Below are 25,060 nucleotides of genomic sequence, written 5' to 3'. Positions count from 1 at the left end.
TCGGCGAGGTGCGTGGTATATCCGCCGTCTCCCGAGCCCGGGGTAATCCCCCGATAATGCTCAAAAAACAGGGTCTCAGATGGAAGTAACGACGCGCATCAAGTCACGGCTCACCGAGGTCTCCGAGTGGAGCGGGGTGATCGACGAATCCGAGTCGCAGGCGAGCTCCGCCGGCACGCCTCAGGCGCAGTCCGCGGCGTTCTACCACCTCGCCCAGGCCTGCGAGGGATTGCTGCTCGACAAGGCCAAGGCGATGACGTTCTACCAGACGGCCGTCAAGCGCGACCGTGAGAACCTCAAGGCCCTGGAGTCGGCGCGCAAGATCTATCAGCAGATGGCCAACCTCGAGATGGTCACCAAGCTGATGGCGCTCGAGCTGCGGGCCAATCGTGACCCCAACCGGGCCCCGGCCCTGAACTACGCCTACGGGCGGGCGTTGCTCAACCTGCGACAGATCGAGCAGGCGCGCCCGTACCTCGAGGCGGCGGCCAGCGCCGAGGGTCGCAATCAAGAGTTCCAGGACCGCTTCCAGGAGTCGCTCTACGACCGGAGCAACTGGCAGTTCGCGCTGCAGAACATCTGCATCAACCAGCTGATCGCGCTCAGCGGCCAGGCTGACCCGCTGGCCGCGAACGTCGAGAACGGTGGCCACCAGCTGTCGGCGCTCTACCTCCGCACCGCGCGGATCTTGCAGCAAGAGGCGCCCGAAGACCCGCGCCTGTTGCCGCTGCTGTTCAAGGCCCTCGACGCCGATCCGAGCAACGACGAGGCCGGCTACATCGCCGAGACCCTGCTCGCCGGCGGCGGTCACCTGCAGCACATCCAGAAGCTGCAAGACCGCCGCGCCGCGCTCGAGAGCGAGCCGGACAAGAAGGTCGCGCTGCTGCGTCAGTTCGCGCTGATCTGGCAGGTGCGCCTCAACAACGCCGACATGGCGGCGTACTTCTTCCGCCAGGCGCTCGAGTACGCCTACTCGATCGGCGTCAGCGTGCTCAAGGACGAGAACGACGCCGACTGGCACCTCGGCGCGTTCCACATGCTCAAGAAGGCCGCCGAGCGCACCGGCAACTCCGAGGGCCTCGTCGAGCTGGCCGCGCGCGGTCTGCAGGTCATCACCGACCAGACCGACGCGGCGTTGCTCGCGATCCTCGGCGGTGAGATCGCGTGGAAGCAGCGCCAGGACGTCGAGAGCGCCCGCAGCCTGCTCGCCTACGCCGTCAACGCGGCGCCGCGTCACCCGACGCTCATCGAGTTCACGCAGCAGTTCGGCGCCCTCGAGGCGCCCGCGGACGACGCCGCCGCGCGCCGCCGCCGAGCGGGCCGAGGCCGAAGCCGCCGCTGCGCAGCGCGCCGCCGTCGACGAGGCCGCGGCCGAAGACGCCGCGCGCGAGCAGGCCGCAGCCGCGGCCCTCGCCGCCGAGCAGGCCGCCGCCGAGCAGGCCGAGGCCGCCGAGCGAGAGGAGCGCGACCGCGTCGCGGCCGACCGCGCCGCCGCGGAGAAGGCCGAGCGCGACCGTGCCGAGCGCGAGCGCATCGCCGCGGAGAAGGCCGCCGCCGCCGCGGAGAAGGCCGCGGCTGCCGAGAAGGCCGCCGCGGAGAAGGCCGCTGCTGCCGAGAAGGCTGCCGCCGAGAAGGCGGAGCGCGAGCGTCTCGCCGCGGAGAAGGCCGCCGCCGACAAGGCGGAGCGCGAGCGCGTCGCCGCGGAGAAGGCCGCCGCTGCCGAGAAGGCCGCCGCGGAGAAGGCCGAGAAGGCCGCCGCTGCCGAGCGCGCCGCTGCCGAGAAGGCCGCCGCGGAGAAGGCCGCCGCCGACAAGATCGCCGCCGAGATCGCCGCGATCCCGGCGGATGGCGTCGAGATGCACGGCGAGATCTTCCTCCCCGAGGAGGTCCGGATCTACAACGCCGCCCGCACCGCCGAGGCTGCCGGCGGCGCCAAGGCGATCGACGCCTGGCGCGACGCCATGGGCAAGCTGCCGCAGAAGCGCTACCCGCGGACGCGCCTGCGGGAGCTCTACGGCGAGGCCGGCAAGTGGAGCAACGTCGCCGACCTGCTGAAAGACGAGCTCAAGGGCGACCCGCAGAAGGACCTCGAGCACACCAAGGCCTCGTACTGGCAGCTGCTCGACATCTACCGCGATCACCTGCGTCAGCCCGGCCTCGTGGTCACCACGCTGGCCGCGTTCGAGAAGGTGCTCGAGGACGCCGGCGACACCGAGTCGCTGCTCAAGGTCGTCGAGACCCAGCAGAACCAGTTCGAGCAGATGAAGCGCTGGCCGGACCTGATCAGCAGGATCCGCCGCCGCGCCGAGCTCACCACCGACCCTGTCGGTCGCACCGCCCTGCACCTCGAGGCCGGTCGCCTCTTCCTCGACAAGTTCAACAACCAGGCCGAGGCGATCAAGAGCTTCGAGTCGGTGCTCGAGGCCGACGAGTACAACGTCGAGGCGATCACCAAGCTCAAGGACCTGTACGCCAAGCGGCGCGACTGGGAGAAGCTCGTCCACGTCCAGCAGAAGGAGCTGACGCTGATCGAGAGCCCGGCGCAGCGCATGGAGCAGCTGCTCGACGTCGCCCGCACCGCGGTCACGAAGATCAAGAAGAACCCGCTCTCGATCGAGCTGTGGAACCAGGTCCTGGCCATGGAGCCGACCCACCACGAGGCGCTCGAGCAGCTCGAGGGTCTCCTCGAGCGCGAGAAGGAGTGGGGCCAGCTCGCCGGCGTCCTGCGCACGCTCGCCGAGGTCGAGGGCGACCCGGCCAAGCGGGCCAACTACCTGATCAAGCTCGGCTCGAACTACAGCGACAAGCTCGACGACAACGCCAGCTCGATCAAGGCGTGGGAGCAGCTGTACCAGCTCGACTCCGAGAACCGCCGCGCCCAGGACGCCCTCAAGAAGCTCTACCTCGCCGTCGGCGACATGGAGAGCCTGCAGGAGTTCTACGCCAAGCAGGACAAGTGGGGCGAGTTCATCCGCGTGCTCGAGCGCGAGGCCGAGACCGCCGAGGGGGCGGCTCGCACCACGCTCCTGCTCAAGATCGCCGATCTGTACAAGACGCGCATGGACAAGGCCGACAAGGCCACCCGCGCCCTCGAGCGCGCGCTGTCGTTCGACGACAACAACCTCACCGTCGCCGACGCCCTGATCGACCTCTACGAGCAGGCGCACGACGAGCGGCACATCTCGGTGCCGCTCAAGATCCAGCTCAACCACAGCGAGGATCCGGCGCAGCGGCAGGCGCTGCTCCGCCGGCTCGCCGAGCTGGCCGAGCGCATCAGCCAGGACGAGGCGCTGGCGTTCTCCTACTACCGCCAGGCCTTCACCGAGGACCACACGCAGGCCGACACGCGCGAGCACCTGTTCCGCCTCGGCGAGTCGATCGGCGCCTGGACCGAGCAGATCGAGTCGCTGCGCGCCGCGATCGAGAAGTACGGCACCGACCCCGACAGCATCCCGCTGCGGCTCAAGCTGGCCGAGATCTACGAGAAGCGCTCGAGCGACCTCGAGGCGGCCCTCGCCGCCAACCAGGCGATCCTCGAGATCAACGCCGAGGAGCCGACCGCGCTCGCCTCGCTCGAGCGTCTGTACCTCGCGCTCGGTCGTGAGGAGGACCTGCTCAACGTCCTCCGCACCCAGCTCTCGCTCGCCGGCAACGACGACGACCGTCGCGCGATCCAGACCCGCATCGGCAGCATCCACGAGCAGCTCGGTCACGTCGACCAGGCCGTCACCGCCTACGAGGCCGTGCTCGCCACCGGCGTCGAGGACCCGACCGTGCTCGCCGCCCTCGACCGCCTCTACCTCGGTCAGGGCAAGTGGACCGAGCTGGCCGACATCCTGCGGCGCGAGCTCGAGGTCACCGCGCCCGACGACGTCGAGGCCCGCGCGACCTTGCTGCTCCGCCTCGGCATCGTCCAGCAGGACAAGCTGAACTCGGCGCCCGACGCCGTCGACCTGTTCCGTCAGGTCCTCGACGTCGACGCCGCCAACGAGGAGGCGCGCAAGCGGCTCGAGGGTTACCTCGAGGACGACGCGCTCAAGACCACGGTGGCCGGCATCCTGCTCCCGGTCTACGAGCGCCTGCTCGACTGGCCGAAGATGGTCCAGACGCTCGAGATCCAGGTCGCCGCCGCCGGCACCGTCGACGAGCGCGTCAGCCTGCTGCTGCAGATCGGCGCCATCCTGGCCAACAACATCGGCAACACCGCGGCGGCGTTCGACGCCTACAGCCGCGCGTTCCGTCAGGACCCGCGCAACGAGGCCGCGCAGGCCGAGCTCGAAGCTCGCCCACCTCGAGAACCGCTACGCGGACTACGCCGCGCTGTTCGAGGAGGCGGTCGCCGGCGACCTGCCGAGCGAGCTGCAGCGCACCCTGCTGATGCGCCTGGCCAACCTGTACGACCAGCGCCTCGGCAACGCGCCCAAGGCGATCGAGAACTTCAAGAAGGCGCTCGAGGTCGACGCCGACAACGTCGAGGCGCTCGAGGCGCTCGAGAAGCTCTACAGCCGCGACCAGAACTGGGGCGAGCTGCTCGGCGTGTACCGCAGCCAGATCCCGCTGACGCAAGACGGCGGCAAGCGGCAGGAGCTGCGGTTCCGCATCGCCTACCTTCAGGACGAGATGCTCGGCCAGAAGGAGGAGGCGATCGCGACCTACAACGAGATCCTCGCCGACGAGTTCGAGAACCTGCAGGCGATCGTCGCCCTCGACCGGCTCTACCTCGCGCGCGGCGCGTGGACCGAGCTGGCCGAGAACCTCGAGCGCCAGCTGACGCTGTCGACCGACCCCGACAAGCAGATCGAGCTCAACCTCCGCCTCGGCGACCTCCGCCTCACCAAGCTCGAGCAGGCCGGTCAGGCCGTCGAGACCTACCACCGCGTGCTCGCGCTCGACGCCGGCAACGCCACCGCGCTCGGCGCCCTCGAGACGCTGCTGACCCATGAGCAGCAGCAGCTCACCGTCGCCAAGACCCTCGAGCCGTTCTACCGCGTCAACAACAACTGGCCGCGGCTGATCCAGGCGTACGAGATCATGGTGACGCACGCCTCCGACGCGGAGGAGAAGATCGGCCTCCTGCACCGGATCGCCGAGCTGTACGAGATCGCCGGCGAGGAGCCGAGCAAGGCGTTCGACGCCCTCGGTCGCGCCTTCAAGGTCGATCCGAGCAACACCACCACGCAGGAGCGGCTCGAGACGCTGGCCCGCCAGCTCGAGGACTACCCGCGCCTCGTCGCCCTCTACGACGAGTCGATCCCCGACATCGTCGACGACGCGCTCATCATCCGCTTGCTCGTGAAGATCGCCCAGATCTACGAGCTCGTGATCGAGGACCCGGCCAAGGCCGCCGCGAGCTACGAGCGGATCCTGGGCGTCGACCCCGGCAACTTCGAGGCCGTCGACGCGCTCATCAACCTCCACCTCAAGAACTCGAACTTCAGCTCGCTGGTCGAGGCGGTGGTGCGCAAGTCGGAGATGGTCACCGAGGTCGCCGACCGCAAGGCGCTCCTCCTCTACGCCGCGCAGACGCGCGAGACGGCGATGGAGGATCCGGCCGGCGCGATCACCCTGTACCAGCAGGTCCTCGCGCTCGACGACGCCGACGCCTCGGCGCTCGACGCCCTCGCCAAGCTGTTCACGCAGACCGAGGCGTGGGAGAACCTCAAGGACATCTACCGCCGCAAGACCGAGCTGGCGGAGAGCCCCGAGCACCGGCGCTATTGGCTGCACCAGCTCGGCCCGATCTACGACGAGAAGCTCAAGGACGTCGAGCAGGCGATTGAGACCTACCGCGCCATCCTCGACCTCGAGCCGGCCGACTACGACGCCATCCAGGCGCTCGACCGCCTCTACGGTCAGGCCGAGCGCTGGCAGGACCAGCTCGGGATCCTCGAGCGGGCCGTCGAGGTCGCGCCGCAGCGCGACGAGAAGACCGCGCTGCGTCACCGGATCGGCGGGCTCTACGAGACCCAGCTGGCCGACATCGTCCGCGCCGTCGAGGCCTACCGCGACACCCTCGCGCACGCCCCCGACCACGCGCCGACGATCGCCGCGCTCGACCGCATCGTCCACGGCGAGGACCAGCCGATGCTGGCCGCCGAGGTCCTGGCGCCGTTCTACAACCAGCTCGCCGAGTGGGAGAAGCTGGTCGACATCTACGAGGTGATGGTCAAGCAGGTCCAGGATCCGGCGCAGCAGATCGAGCTGCTGCACCAGATCGCCGCGATCCACGAGCGGCAGCTGCAGCAGTTCGAGCAGGCGTTCGCCGCCTACGCCCGCGCGCTGGTGATCGAGCCGACCCACGAGGAGACTCTGGGCCAGCTGCACCGCCTCGCCGAGGTCACGGGCGACCACGAGAAGCTCGCCGGTCTGCTGGCCGAGCAGGCCGCCGCGATCCCCGATCCGGCGACCAAGGTCGGCATGCTGCACCGCCTCGCGGGCGTGCTCGAGACCAAGCTGAACCGCATCGACGACGCGATCGGTCGCTACCTGGCGATCCTCGACATCGACGGTGAGAACCGCGACGCCATCGCTCAGCTCGATCGCATCTACACGGGCCTCGAGCGCTGGCAGCCGCTGGTCGACAACCTGCGCCGGCAGATCGCCATCACCGCGGACGAGCAGGAGGTCATCGCCCTGCAGTACCGCATGGGCCAGATCTACCAGGGCAACATCCAGGACCTGCCGAAGGCCATCGAGGCCTACCGGACGATCCTCGAGATCGACCCCGACAGCTCGGCCACGCAGGCGACGCTCGAGCTCATCTTCGCCGAGGGCGAGCACCAGAGCGAGATCGCCTCGATCCTCGAGCCGCTGTACCAGGCGTCGCGCAACTGGGACGCCCTGATCAAGCTCGCGGACGTCAAGCTGAACGCCACCGCCGACACCGCGGAGCGGCTGCAGATCATCGAGAACACCGCGCAGATCTGCGAGCAGCAGCTGGGCGACGCCGGCCAGGCCTACTACTGGTGGCTGCGCGCCTACATGGACGATCCGCTGAGCGAGCGGGTCGCCGAGGAGATCGAGCGCCTCGCCGAGCTCACGCAGGAGTGGGGCTACATCGTCGACGTCGGCGAGCAGATCCTCGAGAACCAGAACCTCTCGCAGGACGCTCGCGTGGCCGTGCTCAGCCGTTCGGGTCAGGTCCTCGAGACCCGGCTCGGCGACCGTGCGCGCGCCATCGAGGTCTACAACCGGCTGCTCGCGCTGGTGCCCGACCACGCCGAGGGCCTGCAGGCGCTCGACCGCCTGTACACCCAGACCGGTCGCTGGGAGGAGCTCGCCGAGATCCTGCAGCGCCGGATCCAGGCGACCATGGACGGCGAGATCCTCGTCGACCTCGAGATGCGCCTCGCCGCCGCCTTCGAGCAGTGGCTGGCCAACCCCGAGGCTGCGATCGCCGCCTACAACCGCGCCCTCGACATCGACGGCAACAACCTCCGCGCCCTCGAGCGGCTCGAGGCCCTGTACCTCAGCGCCGCCCGCTGGGAGGACCTGTACAAGACGTACGAGCGCACGGCGGCGATCGCCAACACCGACGAGGACACCGCGGCCTGCTACCAGCGCATGGCGAAGATCGCGGCCGAGGCCCTCGAGCGGGAGGAGACCGCCGTCGAGCTGTGGGGCAAGGTGCTCGAGCTGCGCGGCGAGGACCCGCTCGCGCTGGGCGAGCTGGCCGTGCTGCACGAGCGCTCGCAGCGGTGGGACGACCTCGCCGAGGTGCTCGAGCGGCAGGTGTTCGCGGTCGAGGAGCCGACCGAGAAGGTTGCGATCTACCAGCAGCTCGCCCACGTCTACGGCGACAAGCTGGGCAAGGAGCGCAACAGCCTCGACGCGTGGCTCAACGCGCGCGAGCTCAACGGCCGTGACCTCGACACGCTGACCGCGCTCCACGCGATCTACCAGCGCAACGAGTCGTGGGTGGAGCTCAACGACGTGCTCTCGAACCTGATCGAGCTCGGCCCGGGCGTCCTCGGCACGGAGCAGCTCCGCGCCTACTACGCCCAGGTCGGCCGGATCCAGGCCGAGTACCTCATGGACACCCAGGCCGCGATCGCTGCCTGGCGCCACGTCCTCGAGCTCGAGCCGGGCAGCCTCGAGGCTCTGGCGGCGCTCGAGCGCCTGCACAGCAGCGAGGCCAGCTGGGACGAGGTCATCCGCGTCCTCGAGAAGAAGCGCAAGGTCGTCGAGTCGGCGCCCGAGAAGATCGACGTGCTCATGCAGATCGCCGCGATCTGGGAGCAGCAGCTCGGCAACAAGACCGAGGCGGCCGGCGCTTACCTCGAGATCCTCGACCTCGACCAGGCCTACATGCCTGCCCACGAGGCGCTGGAGACCATCTACCGCGAGACCGAGGCGTGGGGCGAGCTCATCGAGCTCTACCTGCGGCAGGTCGAGATCTTCGACGACGCCAAGTTCAAGGTCTCCACCTACCAGAAGATGGCGAAGGTCTTCGAGGAGAACCAGGGCGACCCGGACAACGCCTTCGAGGTCCTCAAGTACGCGTTCAACATCGACTACGCCAACGAGGACACCTCGCGCGAGCTCGAGCGCCTCGCCACCCAGGCCAACAAGTGGGGCGAGCTGCTCAACGAGTACAACGGCATCGTCCGCTCGATCCCCGACAAGAGCGAGCAGGCCGAGCTGTGGGTGAAGATCGGCCGCTGGTACGGCGAGCACCTGAACCGCGTCGACTACGGCCTCAAGTCGCTCGAAGAGGCGCTGAAGCTCAACGCCAACAACATCAACGCGCTGCGCGAGCAGGCCGGGTTCTACCGGCGCGCGATGAACAACGTCGAGCTGGCCAAGACGCTGGCGCGGATCGTCCCGCTCGAGACCGACCCGAACATCCAGGTCCGCACGCTGACGCAGCTGGCGGAGGTCCAGGACGGCGGGCTCGGCGACATCCCGGCGGCGATCGAGAGCTACCGCAAGGTGCTCGAGATCGACGGCGAGAACATCAACGCGCTCGACGCCTTGGCCCGGCTGCACCAGAACCAGGGTCAGTGGCAGGACCTGGTCGGCGTGCTCGAGCGGCGCGTCGGCACCCTCGACGAGCCGGAGCAGGTCATCGCCCTGCGCAAGCGCATCGGCGGCGTGCAGGAGGGCCAGCTCGGCGACGCTGCGGCGGCGATCGAGACCTACCGCAGCATCGTCGACAGCGAGCCGGGTGACCGCGAGGCCCTGGCGGCGCTCGAGCGCCTGTACCTGGCGGGCGGCAGCGTCCCGCAGTACCTCGGCGTCCTCGAGGCCGAGCTCGACACCACCACCGTGCGCGACGAGCAGATCGCGATCTACGACCGCATGGCGGCCGCGCACGTCAACCTGGCCCAGGACCCGGCGCGGGCGGCCGAGGCGTTGGAGAAGATCCTCCTCCTCGACAAGTACCGCGACCCGACCTACCGCCAGCTCGAGGACCTGTACACCAGGCTCGAGAAGTGGACCGAGCTCGTCGAGACCTACCGCAACCACATCGCGGTCACCACGGCGCCCGCCGCCAAGGTCGACCTGCTGGTGGCGATGGCCCAGGTCTACGAGAAGCAGATCCAGGACATCGACCGCGCGATCGAGACCTACAGCGAGATCCTCGAGCTGAGCCCGCAGCACTTCGACTCTGCGGTCACGCTCGCTCGCCTGCAGGAGCAGATCGAGGACTGGCCGGCCGCGCTCAAGACCCTGGCGCTCCTGGTCGAGCTGTCGCGTGACCCCGCGGTCCGCGTGCAGCACCTGACCCGCATGGGCCAGGTCTACCAGGAGAAGCTGGGCCAGCTCGACGAGGCCGAGCGGCGCCTGACCCAGGCGACCGAGATCGACCCGGGCTACGTGCCGGCGATCGTCAGCCTGGCGGAGCTGTACAAGGGCCGGCGCGACTGGCTCAAGGCGGCCCGCAACCTCGAGGCGGCGTTCGGCTACTCGAACACCAAGCTCGAGAAGATCGCGCTCGCGGCCGAGGCCGGCTTCATCTACTACGAGGAGCTCGAGAACAAGGAGAAGGCCGTCGCGCTGTTCGCCGAGGTGCTCAAGCTCGATCCGGAGCACGTCAAGGTCGGCCGCGTGATCGGCCAGATCTACTACGACGAGGGTCGCTTCGCCGACGCCGACCCGATCTTCGACGTCCTCACCCGCAAGGCCGACCAGCTCGGCCTGGGCGATCAGGACCAGCGCGACCTCTACCTGCGAGCCGCCAAGGTGGCGCGCAAGCTGGGCAACGGCGACAAGGCCCTGAAGCAGTTCAAGCGCGCCTACGACATCGACGCGACCAACCGCGAGGTGCTCGTCGGCATGGCCGACCTGCTGTTCGAGAAGGAGGACTGGGAGAAGGCGTTCAAGCTGTACCAGACGATCCTGGTCCAGCACCGCGACACCCAGAGCTCGTCCGAGACGGTCCTCGTCTACTACCGCCTCGGCATGATCAAGAAGCGGCAGAACGAGCCGCGGAAGGCGCTCAACTACCTCGAGAAGGCGCTCGAGGTGGACCCGCACGACCTCGCCACCCTGAACGCGGTCATCGAGCTGCAGACGGGCGCGGGCGACTGGGAGGGCGTCATCCAGGCCAAGCGGGCCATGATCGACGTGGCCGCCACCGGCGATCAGCAGGCGGCGATCTACAACGAGATCGGCAAGCTGTACCTCGAGAAGCTGGGGAACTGGCAGAAGGCGGCGGCGGCCTACCAGAACGCCCTCGACCTGCAGCCGAAGGACTACCCGCTGCTGCACACGTTGCTGGACATCTACACCCGCAACAAGCAGTGGGAGGAGTCGATCCGGATCATCGACCGCATCGTCGAGATCGAGAAGGACCCGAAGCGGCGCTCGAAGTACAACTACACCGCGGCGGTCCTGCTCCGCGACGAGCTCAAGGCCCACGACGAGTCGATCGACCGCTTCAACTCGGTGCTCGACGACGACCCGGCGTACCTGAAGGCGTTCCAGGCGATCGACGCGATGGTCACCAAGTCGAAGGACTGGAAGACCCTCGAGCGCTCGTACCGGAAGATGCTGAAGCGGCTCCCGGCCGACGGCATGGGCGACCTGAAGATCACGCTGTGGTCGAACCTCGCGGAGATCTACCGGACGCGCCTGAAGGACTTCAAGGCGGCCACGGCGGCCTTCGAGGTGGCGGCCAAGCTCGACCCGGGCAACACCGAGCGGCACTACCTGCTGGCCGAGCTCTACGAGGCGCTCATGCAGGAGAACCCGCAGGAGTACGCCACGCAGGCGGTCAAGGAGCACCAGATCCTCATCGCCCAGGAGCCCTTCCGGTACGAGAGCTACCACGCGCTCTTCAACATCTATCGGAAGAGCAACCAGTTCGACAAGGCGTACTGCCTGGCGCGGACGCTGGTGTTCCTCAAGCAGGCCACGCCCGAGGAGCAGCAGATCCACGACAAGTACGCGACGAACGATTTCCGGCAGGCGCGTCAGCGGCTCTCGGAGGAGATCCTCCGCCGCCACGTGTTCCACCCGGACGAGGACCTGTTCCTGACCGGCATCCTCGGCTCGATCGCCCCGGCCATCGCGGCCTGGCGCGCCAACCCGCTGCCCGCGTACCTCAAGCCGAACGAGCGCACGGACATCAACACCGACCCCGCGCCGGTGTCGCGCATGGCCAAGTACGTGATGCAGCTGCTCAACGTCGGCCAGCCGGACCTCTACCTCCGGCCGGACGACCAGGGCGATGTCTCGCTGCTCAACGCCCAGCGCGACGGTCGCGTCCACCCGACGATGGTCGTGTTCCAGAACCTGCTCAAGGGCAAGAACGAGAAGCACCTCGCCTTCGCCCTCGGCCGGTACATGTCCGACCTCTACCTGCCGCACTACGCCTACGTCGCGCTCGACCGCTCGCCGCAGAACCTCAAGCAGGTGTTCCTCGCTTGCATGCACATGTGCGACATGGAGACCGGCGGCAACCGCCAGGAGCTCGACCAGATCGCCCGCGAGATCCTGTCGCGCCTCCCGGCCAACGCCCGCGACCAGATGCGCAGCCTCATGCGCCGCTTCGTCGAGGCCGGCGGCTCCACCGACGTCAAGAAGTGGGCCCTCGGCACCGAGATCACCGCCTATCGCATCGGCTTCCTGCTGTGCGACGACCTCATCACCGCCGCCCACCTGATCTCCCAGGAGCAGGCCGGGTTCGGCTCGGCGATGACGCCGAAGGACAAGATCAAGGAGCTGGTCCTCTACAGCATCAGCGAGGACTACTTCAAGGCGCGCAAGGGCATCGGCGTCTCGGTCGCCTGAGACTGAGAGCCTGCTGTCCGTAAGGACAGGTCCGAGAGGGCGGCCCAGGCCGCCCTCTCGGCGTTTGGTCGCCCGACGTCGCGGCTCGTTCGGCGTGCGACGTCACCGCCGCAGGCGCGGTCGGTGGGCGGCCCTGCCGCGAGCGCGAGGTCACCCGCGCGCGAGCAGGCGTGGTCCCGGCGTGGCTCCTCGCCGGCGTGCAGCGCTGTCGCCGATGGGCTGCATCGCCGCTTCTGGCATCGGCTGAAGCTCAGCACCCGCGTGACGGGGCAGCGCCCCGGTCATGCGTCACTGCCTGACGGCTCCGGCTGCGTGCCCAGGGGGTGCCACCGGCAGCGCTCGTCGTTGCGCCCGCGAGCCGTCGGGCTCGCGCGAGCAGCTCCTTCAACTCAGCTGCGGCTGGCGGGCGGCGCCGTGCAGCGCGTGCCACCGGCAGCGCTCGTCGTTGCGCCGGCGAGCCCTCGGGCTCGTGTGAGCAGCTCTTCGGCTCAGCTGCGGCTGGCGGGCGGGGCGGTGTCGCGGATGCCCTGGACCGCGTAGATCTTGAGCGGCTCGTTGCGGCCGCGGACCTTCACGGTCTGGCGCGGCTCGACGATCACGTGCGGGCCGGACAGCTGCAGGGTCGACTCGGAGATGATGATCTCGCCGGGCTTCGCCAGGCTGCACAGGCGGGCGGCGATGTTCACCGCGTCGCCGATGACCGTGTACTGCAGGGTGCGCGACGAGCCGATCGCGCCGGCGATGCACAGGCCGGTGTTGACCCCGATGCCGATGTTGATCTTCTCGCGACCCTGGTCGGCGCGCAGGCGGTTGAACTCCTCGAGCGCGCGCATCATGTCGAGCGCGCAGCGGGCCGAGCGCAGCGGCGCGTCGGGCAGCTCCACGGGCGCGCCGAACAGGCCGATGATCTCGTCGCCCACGTACTTGTCGAGCGTGCCGCCGTGGCGGAACAGCACGTCGACCATGACCTCGAAGTACTCGTTGAGCGTCGCCACCATCTCCTCGGGCGGGTGACGCTCGCTCATGCCGGTGAACCCGCGGATGTCGGCGAACAGCATCGTCACTTCGCGCCGCGACCCGCCCTGGTTGAGCGTGAGCTGCCCGGAGACGATCTGGTCGACCAGGTTCGGCGACAAGAGGCGCTGGAACTGGGCCCGCTTCGACGCCTCGTGCTCGATCTTCTGCGCCAGCAGGTTGTTCTCGATGGCGACCGCCGCCTGCGTGGCGATGCCCGAGAAGAGCAACAGGTCGCGCTCGTTGAACGCGCCGGTCGCCAGCATCGAGTCCATGTGCATCGCGCCGAGCAGCTTGTCGTTGTAGAGCAGCGGCACGCACATCGTCGAGCGGATGCCCTGCATGATGATGCTCTTGGCGGCTTTGAACCGCTCGTCGACCATCGCGTCCGACGACAGCACCGCGCGCTTCTTGAGCCGGACCTCGTCGAGGATGCTGCGCGACAGACGGATCTCCTCGTCGCGCTTCTGCCGGACGTAGCGCGGCACGAAGTCGTCGGTCTCGGGGTCGACGAGCAGGATGACCGCACGGTCGGCGCGGATCAGCTGGAACGCCTCGTCGACGATCTTCTGCAGCAGCGTGTCGAGCTCGGCGTCGATCGACAGCCGCTGCGACAGCTCGTGGGCGATGCGCAGCTTCTCGTAGTCGGCGCGCAGGGTGGCGACGTCCTTGATGTCGGAGGCCGGCAAGAAGCGCGAGCTGGCGGACACCGAGCTCTGGACCTGGCTCTGCACCTGGTCCGGGGTCATGGTGACCTTGTTGAGGACCGGGGGCTGGTTGCGCGGCGGGTCCTCGGTGAAGCGGTAGGTCGTGTTGCCGAGCGAGATCTGATCGCCCGACTTCAACACTCGCTCGGTGACGCGTTCGCCGTTGACGAAGGTGCCGTTCAGGCTCCCGACATCGCGGACCACGTATCGGCCGTCGGGGCCGAGGGTGATCCGGCTGTGCTCCTTCGAGACGATCCGATCCAGCACCTGGATCGAGTTGTCGGGATGGCGCCCGAGGGTGTTGAACGACGTGAGGATGTGCTCAGTCGGGTGGTCCCCCCCGATGAGGATGAGCTTGGCCGCCATCGACGATTCCGCATCGTAGGGCAGGTAAATCCGCGGATCAACCGCCCTCGATGTCTCGCTGCGAGCCGGACGATCGACCGCGAGGGGCCCGGCAGGTCGATCCCAGGCCGCGTCCGCACCGCCGCCTCTCGCGGCGCCGTCCCCCTCGCGACCCCCGGCTGGCCTCGAGTTCATCCGCAGACCGGGCCTCTGCGGCCCGCGTGCAGACCGCCGCGCGCGTTTGCGCCATCGCTGTCTCTGGGGGAAAGCGACGGCCCTTGCAGTATGATGCCGGGGCCAAAGTCCCCTCCTCGTGTACCACCTGCCCGCATATGTAGCTTTGGAGCGTTGGCTGCTCCAAAAGCGCGTGGCCGTCGTGCTCCCCGGGGGGCCGGAAGGACCGCGGCGACTCGCCGCAGCCGGGGTCGCGCGGGTGCTCGTGCTCGGCGGCGACTGCCCGGCCGAGCCCGGTCTCGAGGTGTGGTCGGGCCCGCTGGAGCTGTCGCGCCTGCCGCTGCGAGACCGCAGCCTCGACGCCGTGACGTGCATCGAGGGCGGCGTCTCCCACGACCCGACCGCCCGCCACGCGCTCATCCTCGAGGCGAAGCGAGTGTTACGCGACGGTGGCATCCTCGCCCTCGCCGTCGAACCCGACCCGGATCACCTCTGGGAAGTCGAGGACGATCTCCGCGGCGTCTTCGCCCATGTCGGCGCCTTCGCCCAGCTCGAGTGGCAGGGCGTGAGCGTCGCGCCGCTCCTGCCCACCGCCCCGGGCGAGGCGCTGGTGCCGGTCCTGCGCGAGGGCCTGCTCGACGAGCCGCTGCCGATCCAGCGCTACCTCCTGATCGCCTCGCAGTCGGAGCTCGAGGCCCGGCTGCGCGAGTGCATCATCGTGCCGACCGGCCCGGTCGCGCCGCTCACCCCGACGATCGAAGTGGTCGAGGTGACGGTCGCGTCGCCGCTGCCGCTGCCGCCCGAGCCGGAGCCCGCACCGCCGCCCGAGCCGGCCGAGAACACCGACTTCGACCTCGTCGCGCTGTTCGCCGCCGAGTCCGCGTCCGCCCTGCTCGGCGGCGTGCCGCAGCCGCGCGCCCACGAGATTTCGGCGCCGGCGCCGATCCCCGAGCCCGAGCCGGAGCCCGCGCCGGAGCCGGCGGTAGCGATGCTCGAGCCGGAGGCGCCGGAGGTCGTGCAGGTCGACCCGGGCACGCTCGCGGAGCTCGAGCGCCTGCGGGAGATCGTCAACAACTTCTCGGCCGAGCGCGAGAGCCTGCTGGGCCACGCGGTCAAGCTCGCCGGCGAACTCGACCGCACGCGCGAGGAGAAGGCCCGCACCGACGCCGAGCTGCACGCCGCGCGTCAGCGCCTCGAGTCGCTGCAACATGTCCAAGAGGACAGCCGCATGCACTCGCTGGCGATGCTCATGCGCCGGCCCGACGCGGACAACGCGGTCGCCACCCACGAGCTGGTCGACGAGGTCGCGCCGCTCGCCGCCCCGGAGAGCGGGCGGGCCACCGCCGACGCCGCGATCGATCGCAACCGCCTGCGCGAGGAGCTGGCGCGCCGCACCGCCGAGCTGCAAGAGCTCGAGACGCGGGTGCTGCAGCAAGAAGAGGAGATCCGCCGCGAGCACCTCGAGAACGTGCGCCTGGTGACGGACGTCGATCGCCTCCGCGAGCAGGTCGAGCGCAGCCGGGCGATCGAGCAGGACCGCGTGCAGGAGCTCGAGCGCCTCGGCCACGAGCTGCGCAAGCTCGAGGTCGACCACGCCGAGCTGCAGGGCCTCTACAACACGCAAGAGCAGCGGCTACGGACGCGCGAGGAGGCCGGCGGTGGCGGCGGGGCGGCGACGCCGGTCGACAACGCGGCGCGGCAGCTCGAGCTCGAGAAGGTCACCGCTCAGCGCGACCAGCTGCGAGCCCGCGAGCGCGCCGCCGCCGACATCGTGCGCCGACGCGACCGCGAGCTCGCCGACGCGACGCGCACGGTCCGCGAGCTGCGGCGCTCGGTCGAGGATCACGCCACGCTCGCGGCCCAGCTGCGCGGCGAGCTGGCGGTCTTGCAGGTCCACATCCAGCGCCTCGAGGAGACCGTCCCGAGCCTGCAGGAGCGCCTGCGCGACCAGCAGCGCAAGACCATCGAGCGCGAGGACGAGGCGGCCGAACTGCAGCGCCGGCTCGAGGAGGGCGTGGCCGAACAGGAGCACCTGCGGGCCCGCCTGCGTCGCCAGCGGCAGGACATGGAGGCGCTCGCCGGGGCCAAGCAGGGCGCCGAGGTCGAGCTGTTCCGCCTGCGCCGCGAGCTCGAGGCCAAGCACCAGGCCATCGATCAGCTGCAGCAGATCGTCTCGCTCGGCGCCAGCCGCATGGGCCAGGCTTCGGGCCCGCTGTCGGACGCCGCGCGCGCCGAGATCCTCACCCTCCGCGGCGAGCTGGCCGATCAGGCCGCCGAACACGCCGAGGCGCTGGCCCGCAGCGAGGCCGAGCACCAGCGGATCGTCGAGCACGAACGGGCCCGCCTGCGCCGCTCTCGCCTCGAGGCCGGCATCCGCGCGGAAGAGATGGAATACATGCTGTTCCAGCTCGACACCGCGGAGCAGAAGATCTGGGAGATGAACGACGCCACCGACCGCTCCGCGGCGCGGTTGGCCGCCGGTCTCGCCCAGCTCGAGAAGCAGAAGGAGCAGTACGAGGACCTCGCGGACGAGCTCGACGTCACGCGCAACCTGCTGGTCGAAGCGCAGGCGAAGATCGCCGAGCTCGAGCGCCTCCTCGACAGCGAGCGCGCCCGCCTGGCCCGCGTGTCGCTGGCGCCGGCGACGATCATCGACGGGCCCGACACCAGCGGCAGCTTCGACGTGAACGTCGACGAGCCCGAGCCGGACCCGGAGGACTCGATCGTGGCGCCGACGATCCGCCGCTACCCCGGCGACCCCGATCCGCTGGCGGGCATCGACCTCGACGACGAGTCCGAGCCGGTCAGCCTCGCGGCGCGCCTGGCGGGCGGCTCGGCGGCGGACTCCGGCGACTTCGACATGGGCTCGCTCGGCAGCGCGGAGGTCTCCAGCCCGGTGTTCCGGCTGCCGTCCGACGTCGACGACGACTCCGACGACGACATGGATGCGTCGCACACGCGCGTGGTGGTCGTGCCCGACGAGGACGAGGACGAGGTGTTCTCGATCGACACCGAGTGGGGCGAGCTCGACGACGACAAGCGCTCCAGCGCCCCCCGCGCCAGCGAGATGACGACCCAGCGGATCGTCATCGAGGTGCTGGAGGACGAGGCCTGGCCGGCCGACGGCGAGATGGAGCCGGAGCTGCAGGCGCTCCTCAACGTCCGTCCCGACCAGGCGGCCGAAGACGGCAAAACGGGGCCCCTGCCAGCCGCCGAGTCCGGCAAGGCCCAGAGCGACAAGTCCTCGTAGCGCCGGGGCCCTGTCGCGCAGAGTGCGCCCCAGCTTTTTGCGAACTTCGACCTCGGTCCTCGCGAAAGTGCTTGACGCCAGACCCGAGTCGAAATAGGTTCCACGCCCGCCGCGAGGATGGCGAAATGGTAGACGCGCACGGTTCAGGTCCGTGTGTCCCTAGGACGTGGGGGTTCGAGTCCCTTTCCTCGCACTAGAAGGCTGAAGGCCCTGTCACCACCCGGTGACAGGGCCTTCGCCTTGGTCGCCCGAATCTCCGCCCGGCGCGAGGCTTTTGCTCGGGCCGAACGGTCGCGCCACAAAACGATGTACCGACGGGCTGCCGGCGCGAGGGCTGGCGACCGGTCGGCGACGGCCTGATGCGCTGGTGAGAGCGCCGGGCGGGCTCAGGGCTGGCCGAGGACCTCGATGCTCTTGACCGCGATGCTCGGGCCGGACATGTGGATCCCAAACCCCCGGACTCCACGGTGCCCTCGACCTTCACCCGCGCCCCGGCCTTCACGGAGCACTTGCTCAGGCGGTACACATCGCCCTTGTCGGTGACAAGCTCGTGAAAGCCGCCCTCGAGGTCGTTCTTCCGCACGGTCCCGGTGAAGGTCGCCATGGTCCGCAGTGTACCCGAGACTTCAAGCCACGCCACCGCGCTGTGGCTGCTCGCCGGGCTCGATCCGTCCGGCGGCGCCGGTCTGCTGCGCGACGGCTTCACGGCCGCCGCCTGCGCCCCGAGCGTCCCGGTGGCCCGCCTCGTCACCGCGTGGACGCGCCAGGGCCATGGTCGACCCGCGACCGCCGAGCCGCGCTCGGTGGACGCGGTCGTCCGCGAGCTGCGGACGATGCCGCCGCCGCGCGCGATCAAGATCGGCCTGCTGCCGGGGGGCTGGTCGAGGCGGTCCTCGGCGAGGTCGCCTCGCATCGCGTGCCGGTGGTCGTCGACCCGGTGCTCGCCGCCTCCGACGGCGGTGACCTCGGCGCCCGCGCGGACATCCTGCGAGATTGCCTTCGAGACATGTCCGAAGAGACATGGCTCGTCACGCCCAACCGGCGCGAGGCGGCGGTGCTCACCGGCTCGACCGAGGACGACCCCGAGCTGGTCCAGCGCACCGCCGACGCGCTCGGCCGCGCCGGGGTCCTGCTCAAGAGCGCGGTCGTCGACGAGCAGCGGGTCCGCGACGTCGTCTGTCTCCCGGGACAGGTCCACGTGTTCGAGCGGCCGCGCGTGGCCGGCCCCGACCCGCGCGGCACCGGCTGCGCCCTGGCGACGGCGATCGCCTGCGGCCTGGCGCAGGGCCGCCACATGCTGGCGTGCATCAGCGCCGCGGTGGCCTGGCTCGACGTCGCCCGCACCCGCTGCGTGCCCGGGGTCGACGGCCGCGCCCACCTGCCCGAGCGCGCGCCGCCGCTGGCGTGAGGCCTCAGCTCGCGCCCAGGCCGTTGGCGGCGAGCCACGCCGGGTCGGGCGCGACGCTCTGCAGGACCTCGACGAAGAGGCCGTCCGGCGCCGCCACCTGGAACCGCCGCTGACCCCACGGCTCGGTGACCAGCGGCAGGACGATCTCGAGACCTGCGCGGCGCAGCCGCGCGTGCTCGGCGTCGACGTCCGCGACCAGGAAGGCCAGCAGCGAGCCCGCGACCGGCTTGCCCCGCGTCGCGGCCGGCCAGGACTCGTGGTCGCGCTGGACGAAGTCGAGGCTGACGTCGGCGTGGCCGGGGTGCTGGAGGTTGACGTACCAGCCGATGTCGATGCCCACCTTGAACCCGAAGTGCGCGACGAACCACTGCGCGCTCCGGGTCGGGCTCTCCGCCGCCACCACCACGCCGATCAGACTGAACTGCATCTCGTTGCCTCGCTTGTCTCGCAGGATGTTCGCCGCGCGCGGCGAGAGACGCCGAGGCGACGCACGCGCCGGCCCGGCCGAGACTGTTTACCGCATCCGCGCCGCCCGGCCAGCTTCGACAGGTTCCTGTCCCCGGAGACAGGCGCGCTCGGCCGGCCGTGCCGCGGGCCGTTCGCGCCCGGACGCGGTCGACGAAGCGCCGCGGGCCGCAGCGCGGAGGCGCCGCGAGCTCGTGGCGCGCGGCGGCGCCGACGAGGCCTGCGAGGTGTTCGCGGTCAGGTCGAGTCATCCTCGCGCGCGAGGTCCTCCGCGCTCAGTCGCTCGCGCGCGTGCGGGCGAGGTTGACCGAGCGCAGCGACGGCAGCGCCAGCAGCGTCGCCGCGCCGTCGGCGGTGACGACGGTGTCGGCGAGGTTGAGCTGCTCGAGCTTGTCCATGCCGCGCAGGTACTGCAGCGACTGGTCGGTGATGAGGGTCGCGTCGAGCCGCAGCACCCGCAGGGCCGTCAGGTCCTTGAGGTGGGCCACGCCGCCGTCGACGACGTCGGTGTGGTCGAGCTCGAGCACCTCGAGCTGCGTCAGCCCGGCCAGGTGAGCGAGCCCGCGGTGCGTCACCTTGGTGTGGTGCAGCCGCAGCACCTTGAGCCCGTGCATCCCCGCGAGCGCGCGCAGCCCGTTGTCGGAGATCTGCGTGCGCCCGAGGTCGAGCTCGACCAGCCCGGTGAGCTCGCCGAGCTCGTCGGCGACGCGGTCGCCGAGGCTCGGGATGTCGAGCACGAGCGTGCGCAGGCCGGCCAGCTCGCCGAGGTGCTGCATCGACGGATCGGCCAGAGTCAGCGGCGGCGCCAGCCCGAGCACGAGGGTCCGCAGGTCGGGCAGGCGACTCAGCGCGAGCAGCCCGTCGGGCCCGAGGTCGCGGCCGCGGATCTCGATCGACTGCAGGCCGAGCTTCGCCAGCTCCTCGAGCCCCGCGCCGGTGATCCGCGACTGCGGCAGGACCAGCCGCCGCAGCCCGGGCTGACGGCCCAGCGCGCGCAGGCCCTTGTCGCCGAGGTTCGGGCAGGCGCACGTGAACTCGGTCAGCGGCAGGTCGCGCACGTACAGCGGGCTGTAGTCGTTGAAGCCGGGGCCGCGCAGCGTCAGCCGCGACAGCCCCGTCAGCGGCTTGAGCTGGTGCAGCGAGAAGTTGCCGGCGCGGGTGTCGAGCAGCTTGACGTCGCGCAGCGCGGTGGCTTCGGCGATCTCGAGCAGCGCGTCGTGCCCGGCCCACGGGCCCTCGAGCGTGAGCGCCTGCAGCCCGGGGACGTCGCCGGCGATCGCCGCCAGACCGGAGTCGGTGGCGAGGTCGCGGAGCACGAGCGAAAAGAGCCGCGCCCGCGCCAGCAAGGCCACCGGCTCGGCGCCCTGGGTCACCCGCGCCAGGGTCAGGTCGCGCAGCCGCGGCAGGCTGGCGATCCGGCCCATCACCACGCCGTCGAGCGTGAGGTCCGCGAGCTCGAGGCTCTCGACCCCGACGAGCGCGCCGAGGCCCGCGTGGACCGCGTCGAGGCAGCCGGAGATCCGCAGCGTCCGCAGCGCCGGGGTGCGCTCGGCCAGGCGGGTCAGGTCGAGCTCCGCGCAGGCGTGGTCGTAATCGAGGTCGTCGCGCAACTGGCCGGCCCGCTCGCGCCGGTCCTCCGGCGACATCGCGAGGTCGAGAGACACCAGCCGACCGAGGTCGAGCTCGCCAGCTCGCGCGGGTGCGAGACGACCAGCTTCTCGGGCGGCGGCGGCACACGCTCGGGCTCCGGCGCGGCGACCACGGGCGGCGGGGGGCGGGACCCCGGCGGCCGGCGCCGGCGTGGGCGGCGGGGCGCCGCAGCCGAGCAGGCCCGAACCGAGCGCCAGAACGGTGATCAGACGGCAGATTCGCATCATGTCAGGCGGCGAGCCGCAGCAGGCGGCGCGCGTTGGCGGTGGTCGTCGCGGCCACCAGCTCGAGCGGCTCGGCACGGGCCGCGGCGACGGCGCGGGCGATGTCTTCGAGGAACGCCGGCTCGTTGCGGGCCGGCCGACGCGACGCCGGGGTCTGGTCGGGCGAGTCGGTCTCGATCAGCAGTCGGTCGGCCGCGACGGCGCGGGCGGCCAGCACCGGCCGCCGGGCGCCTGGCAAGGTGATGGCCCCGGCGAACGAGATCGCGTGACCGCCGCGGCAGTACGCCGGCACCATCTCGGCGCTGCCCGAGTAGCTGTGCAGGATCGACGGCGGGAGCGGCTGCTCGTCCAGCAGCTCGAGCATGGCCGCGTGGGCCTTCAAACAGTGCAGCAGCAACGGAAGCCCGGTCGCTCGCGCCAGCGCGAAGTGGGCCCGCAGCACCGCGACCTGCCGCTCGCGCGGCACTCCGACCCCGAAGTCGAGGCCACACTCGCCGATCGCCACGAGCCCGGCCGGCGCCGCGCGAATCTGGTCGGTTAATGCGGTCAGAACCGCGGAATCATGCGCGGGGTCGAGCTCCGGGAGGACTTGCGGGTGGATCCCCAGGGCGGTGTGAAAGCGCACGGTCGGCGCTATTTCGCGCAGGTCCGCCGCGGTCTCGAGCAGGTCCGCCCAAGATTCCGGTTCGACACCGGGGATCACGATTGCCGAAATCCCGCGGCAGCGGCCCGAACAGCGGCAAATCGACGTTCCGCACGATCGCCGAAGCGCGGCATGTCGATGTGCGCGTGGGTGTCGATTAAATTCATACGGTAAATGCCGGGGATACGGTCTTGCGGATTTGACGCACCTGGGGGCTTTTGTAAAACCCAAAGCCCGTAACGCGACCCCCCAGTTTGCGACGTACGGGCCCAATTGGGCCAGAAAACAGGGAAGTCCATGTCATCGACACGAATTGAGCGCGTTCTTCGCCACGACGGTATCGTGGCCGTGTTGGACCAAACCGCGGAGCAGTCGCAGGCGGGCGACGCGGCGTGGGTCGGCGAGGAGCGCTGGAAGCCCATCGTGCTCGAAGCGGTGAAGCTGCGACAGGTGGCGGGCGAAAGCGCTGTTCGCATCCTCGTCGGCGAGCACGCGATCCTGGTCGCCGGCGACGAGAAGCACGTGGTGGGCGTCGTCTTCATCAAGGGTCACCCGGTCGTGAAGTCGGTGGTCCGCATGGTCCGCCAGCTCATGCGCCTGCCTGCCAACGCCCTCCCGGCGCTCTAGCACCGAGGCCGCTTTCCGGGCGATGAACATCGTTCGGAGGCGGCCTAACGCTGGTAACCGGGAAGCCGTGCCGAGCGCGCCCGCAGCATGCGGGCGCGCTCGCGCCTTGGGTTACCCTCGCACGCCATGGTCCCCGACCTCCAAGACCTCCGCGCGGCCTTGATCGCGGCCCTCGGCGCCGAGCGCCTGAGCGACGACCCGGCCGACCTCGGCTACTACGGCGCCGACCGATGCCGCGGCGGCTGGCCGGTGCAGCCGTCGTTCATCGTGTTTCCGCGCTCGGCGGCCGACGTCCAGGCGGTCGTCCGCGCGTGTGCCGCTCACGGCGTCCCGATCGTCCCCTCGGGCGGTCGCACCGGCCTGGCGGGGGCGGCGACCGCCACCCGCGGCGAGGTCGTCCTGTCGCTCGAGCGGATGCACCGGATCCTCGAGGTCGACACGGCGGCCCGCACGCTGCGCTGCGAGGCCGGGGCGACCCTCCAGGCCGTGCAGGACGCGGCGGCCGCCGCCGGCCTCCTTTATCCCGTCGATTACGCCGCCAAGGGCAGCGCCCAGATCGGCGGCAGCCTGGCGACCAACGCCGGCGGGGTGAAGGTGCTGCGCTACGGCCTCACCCGCGACTGGGTGCTCGGCCTCAAGGTCGTCCTCGCCAGCGGCGAGCTGCTCGCGCTGGGCGGGGCCCTGGTCAAGAACAACACCGGTTACGACCTGCGGCAGCTGTTCATCGGCAGCGAGGGCACGCTCGGGGTGATCGTCGAGGTCACTCTCAAGCTGGCGCGGCCGCCGGCCGACAGCCTCGTCGCGCTGTGCGCCGTCCCGTCCGACGCCGAGGTCCTGGCGCTGTTCGCTCGCCTGCGCCGCAGCAGTCTGACGCTGTCGGCCTTCGAGTTCCTCGACCACGGCTGCCTGGGCCACGTCCTCGCCCACCGCAAGGGCGATCCGCCGTTCGCCGAGGCGGCCGCCCGCTACGTGCTCGTCGAGGTCGAGGTCCCGGTGCCGGGGGCGGCCGCGCTCGAGCACACCCGCGACGAGCTCGGCGCCTGCCTCGGCGAGGCGGTCGACGCCGGCGAGGTCGCGGACGCGGTGCTCGCCGCGACGCAGGCCCAGGCCCGCGCGCTGTGGGCCTACCGCGAGGACATCAGCGAGTCGCTCCACCGCCACACCCCGCACAAGGCCGACATCGCCCTGCCGGTCGCCCGCGTCGCCGAGTTCCTGGCCGCCTGGCGCCCCCTCGTCGCCGAGCGCCTGCCCGGCATCGAGGCGCTGTGCTTCGGCCACGTCGGCGACGGCAACCTCCACCTCAACCTGCTGCGCCCCGACGCCACCGGCCTGCCCGAGTTCCTGGACCGCGTCCACGCCTTCGACGACGAGCTCTACGCCCTCGTCCAGGCCCACGACGGCAGCATCTCCGCCGAGCACGGCGTCGGCCTGCTCAAGCGCGACCACCTGCACTACAGCCGCAACCCCACCGAGGTCGCGCTGATGCGCGGGATCAAGTCGGTCCTCGACCCCGCCGGCCTCCTCAACCCCGGCAAGATCTTTGATCTTACGAAGGGGTGTCCCGAAGGTCATGCCCCGAGCGACATGTGGCTCGGGACATGTTCTTGGCGACATGTCCTGAAGCTCCGTTGCTCGAGCCGCGAGAGCGAAGCCTCACTGCCCCGGCGGCGGCTCGCTGAGCTCCGGCTCGCCCGCGCCGGGCTCGACGACCTTGGCCTTCTGCTCGGGCGACAGCGGCTCGTTGAGCAGCACGTCGATGCGGCTGCGAGCCCAGTCGTCGCCGACCACGGAGATCTCGACGCGGTACTGGTGCTCGCCGATCTTGAGGCGCGCGCGGTCGTTGAACCACGCCCACCGCCGCACGCCGGCGGCCGGCGCGTCGGTGCGGGGCTCGTCGGGCAGCTCGAGCCCCACGGCCGCCAGCAGCGCCTTGGGGTCGAACGGGCCGGATCCCTTTTATAGCCGTCGAAGCCGATCGAGGCCGCGACCCCGTCCTCGTACTCGACGCGGATCCCCGCCCACTCGTCGCCCTTGTCGGCGTAGCGCTGGAGCGCGAAGCTGCAGCGGAAGAAAGTCCGCTCCGGCGCGAAGCGGACGCACGTCGAGCGGGCCATGCCCTTGCCCTGGTGTTCGCCGAAGTTGGCCTCGACCGAGGCGACCGGCTGGCCGAGCAGGGCCGGCAGCGGCAGGCTCACGTCGCTGCGGACCTTGCCGAAGGTCGTCGGCGCCGCGGCCTTGGGCTCCGGCGCCTTGACCGGCTCCGCGGCCTTGGCCTCGGTCCTGACCTCCGCGTTGGCCTCGGGCTCCGCCTTCTGC

The 25,060-nt window shown here is 70.5% G+C and carries 11 protein-coding genes and 1 tRNA gene; 7 read left to right on the top strand and 5 right to left on the bottom strand.

Annotation, left to right across the window (positions count from 1 at the left end):
- Positions 1-103: 103 nt before the first annotated feature.
- Positions 104-1,237: a hypothetical protein gene (locus OV079_RS32990; RefSeq protein ID WP_267773181.1), complete on the bottom strand. Its 1,134-nt coding sequence runs from the start codon at positions 1,235-1,237 to the stop codon at positions 104-106.
- Here OV079_RS32990 and OV079_RS56410 point away from each other — a divergent pair.
- Entirely contained in the window at positions 1,155-4,943 is a 3,789-nt protein-coding gene (locus OV079_RS56410) for a hypothetical protein (protein ID WP_267773180.1), read from the top strand. The two genes, OV079_RS32990 and OV079_RS56410, sit on opposite strands and share 83 nt — an antisense overlap.
- An 88-nt stretch (positions 4,944-5,031) precedes the next feature.
- Positions 5,032-12,237, top strand: a complete 7,206-nt coding sequence (locus tag OV079_RS54645; RefSeq protein ID WP_338089112.1) for a tetratricopeptide repeat protein — start codon at positions 5,032-5,034, stop codon at positions 12,235-12,237.
- A 488-nt stretch (positions 12,238-12,725) separates the two neighbouring features.
- Here the strand turns inward: OV079_RS54645 and OV079_RS32975 are convergent, their stop codons facing one another.
- Positions 12,726-14,324 carry an adenylate/guanylate cyclase domain-containing protein gene (locus OV079_RS32975; RefSeq protein WP_267711588.1) on the bottom strand — a complete coding sequence of 533 codons (1,599 nt, stop codon included), beginning with the start codon at positions 14,322-14,324 and terminating at the stop codon, positions 12,726-12,728.
- 346 nt (positions 14,325-14,670) lie between these two features.
- Between OV079_RS32975 and OV079_RS32970 the strand changes: the two genes are divergently transcribed.
- The 3 genes from OV079_RS32970 (at position 14,671) to OV079_RS56405 (ending at position 19,135) form a co-directional block, all read left to right on the top strand.
- The gene (locus tag OV079_RS32970; RefSeq protein WP_267773179.1) at positions 14,671-17,727 is read left to right on the top strand and encodes a hypothetical protein; all 3,057 of its coding nucleotides are present in this window, start codon (positions 14,671-14,673) and stop codon (positions 17,725-17,727) included.
- Positions 17,728-17,838: 111 nt separating this feature from the next.
- Positions 17,839-17,920 (top strand) — tRNA-Leu (locus OV079_RS32965).
- 357 nt (positions 17,921-18,277) lie between these two features.
- Positions 18,278-19,135: a bifunctional hydroxymethylpyrimidine kinase/phosphomethylpyrimidine kinase gene (locus OV079_RS56405; protein ID WP_338088960.1), complete on the top strand. Its 858-nt coding sequence runs from the start codon at positions 18,278-18,280 to the stop codon at positions 19,133-19,135.
- A 4-nt stretch (positions 19,136-19,139) separates the two neighbouring features.
- Here the strand turns inward: OV079_RS56405 and OV079_RS32955 are convergent, their stop codons facing one another.
- The 3 genes from OV079_RS32955 to OV079_RS32945 all read right to left on the bottom strand — a co-directional run bounded on the left by OV079_RS32955 (position 19,140) and on the right by OV079_RS32945 (position 22,177).
- Positions 19,140-19,562, bottom strand: a complete 423-nt coding sequence (locus OV079_RS32955) for a VOC family protein (RefSeq protein WP_267773177.1) — start codon at positions 19,560-19,562, stop codon at positions 19,140-19,142.
- Positions 19,563-19,875: 313 nt separating this feature from the next.
- The gene (locus OV079_RS32950; protein WP_267773176.1) at positions 19,876-21,264 is read right to left on the bottom strand and encodes a leucine-rich repeat domain-containing protein; all 1,389 of its coding nucleotides are present in this window, start codon (positions 21,262-21,264) and stop codon (positions 19,876-19,878) included.
- 214 nt (positions 21,265-21,478) lie between these two features.
- Entirely contained in the window at positions 21,479-22,177 is a 699-nt protein-coding gene (locus tag OV079_RS32945) for a TatD family hydrolase (protein WP_267773175.1), read from the bottom strand.
- 291 nt (positions 22,178-22,468) lie between these two features.
- Between OV079_RS32945 and OV079_RS32940 the strand changes: the two genes are divergently transcribed.
- Together OV079_RS32940 and OV079_RS32935 are read left to right on the top strand one after the other, a co-directional pair.
- Positions 22,469-22,744: a hypothetical protein gene (locus tag OV079_RS32940; RefSeq protein ID WP_267773174.1), complete on the top strand. Its 276-nt coding sequence runs from the start codon at positions 22,469-22,471 to the stop codon at positions 22,742-22,744.
- 126 nt (positions 22,745-22,870) lie between these two features.
- Complete coding sequence (locus OV079_RS32935; protein WP_267773173.1) at positions 22,871-24,706, top strand: FAD-binding oxidoreductase; 1,836 nt, start codon at positions 22,871-22,873, stop codon at positions 24,704-24,706.
- The last annotated feature ends 354 nt before the right edge of the window (positions 24,707-25,060 follow it).

The sequence above is a fragment of the Nannocystis pusilla genome (assembly GCF_026626665.1).
In the GTDB taxonomy this organism is placed as follows: Bacteria; Myxococcota_A; Polyangia; order Nannocystales; family Nannocystaceae; genus Nannocystis; species Nannocystis pusilla.
Note: the sequence above shows the minus strand (reverse complement) of the source record. Positions and strands in the feature narration are given on the sequence as shown.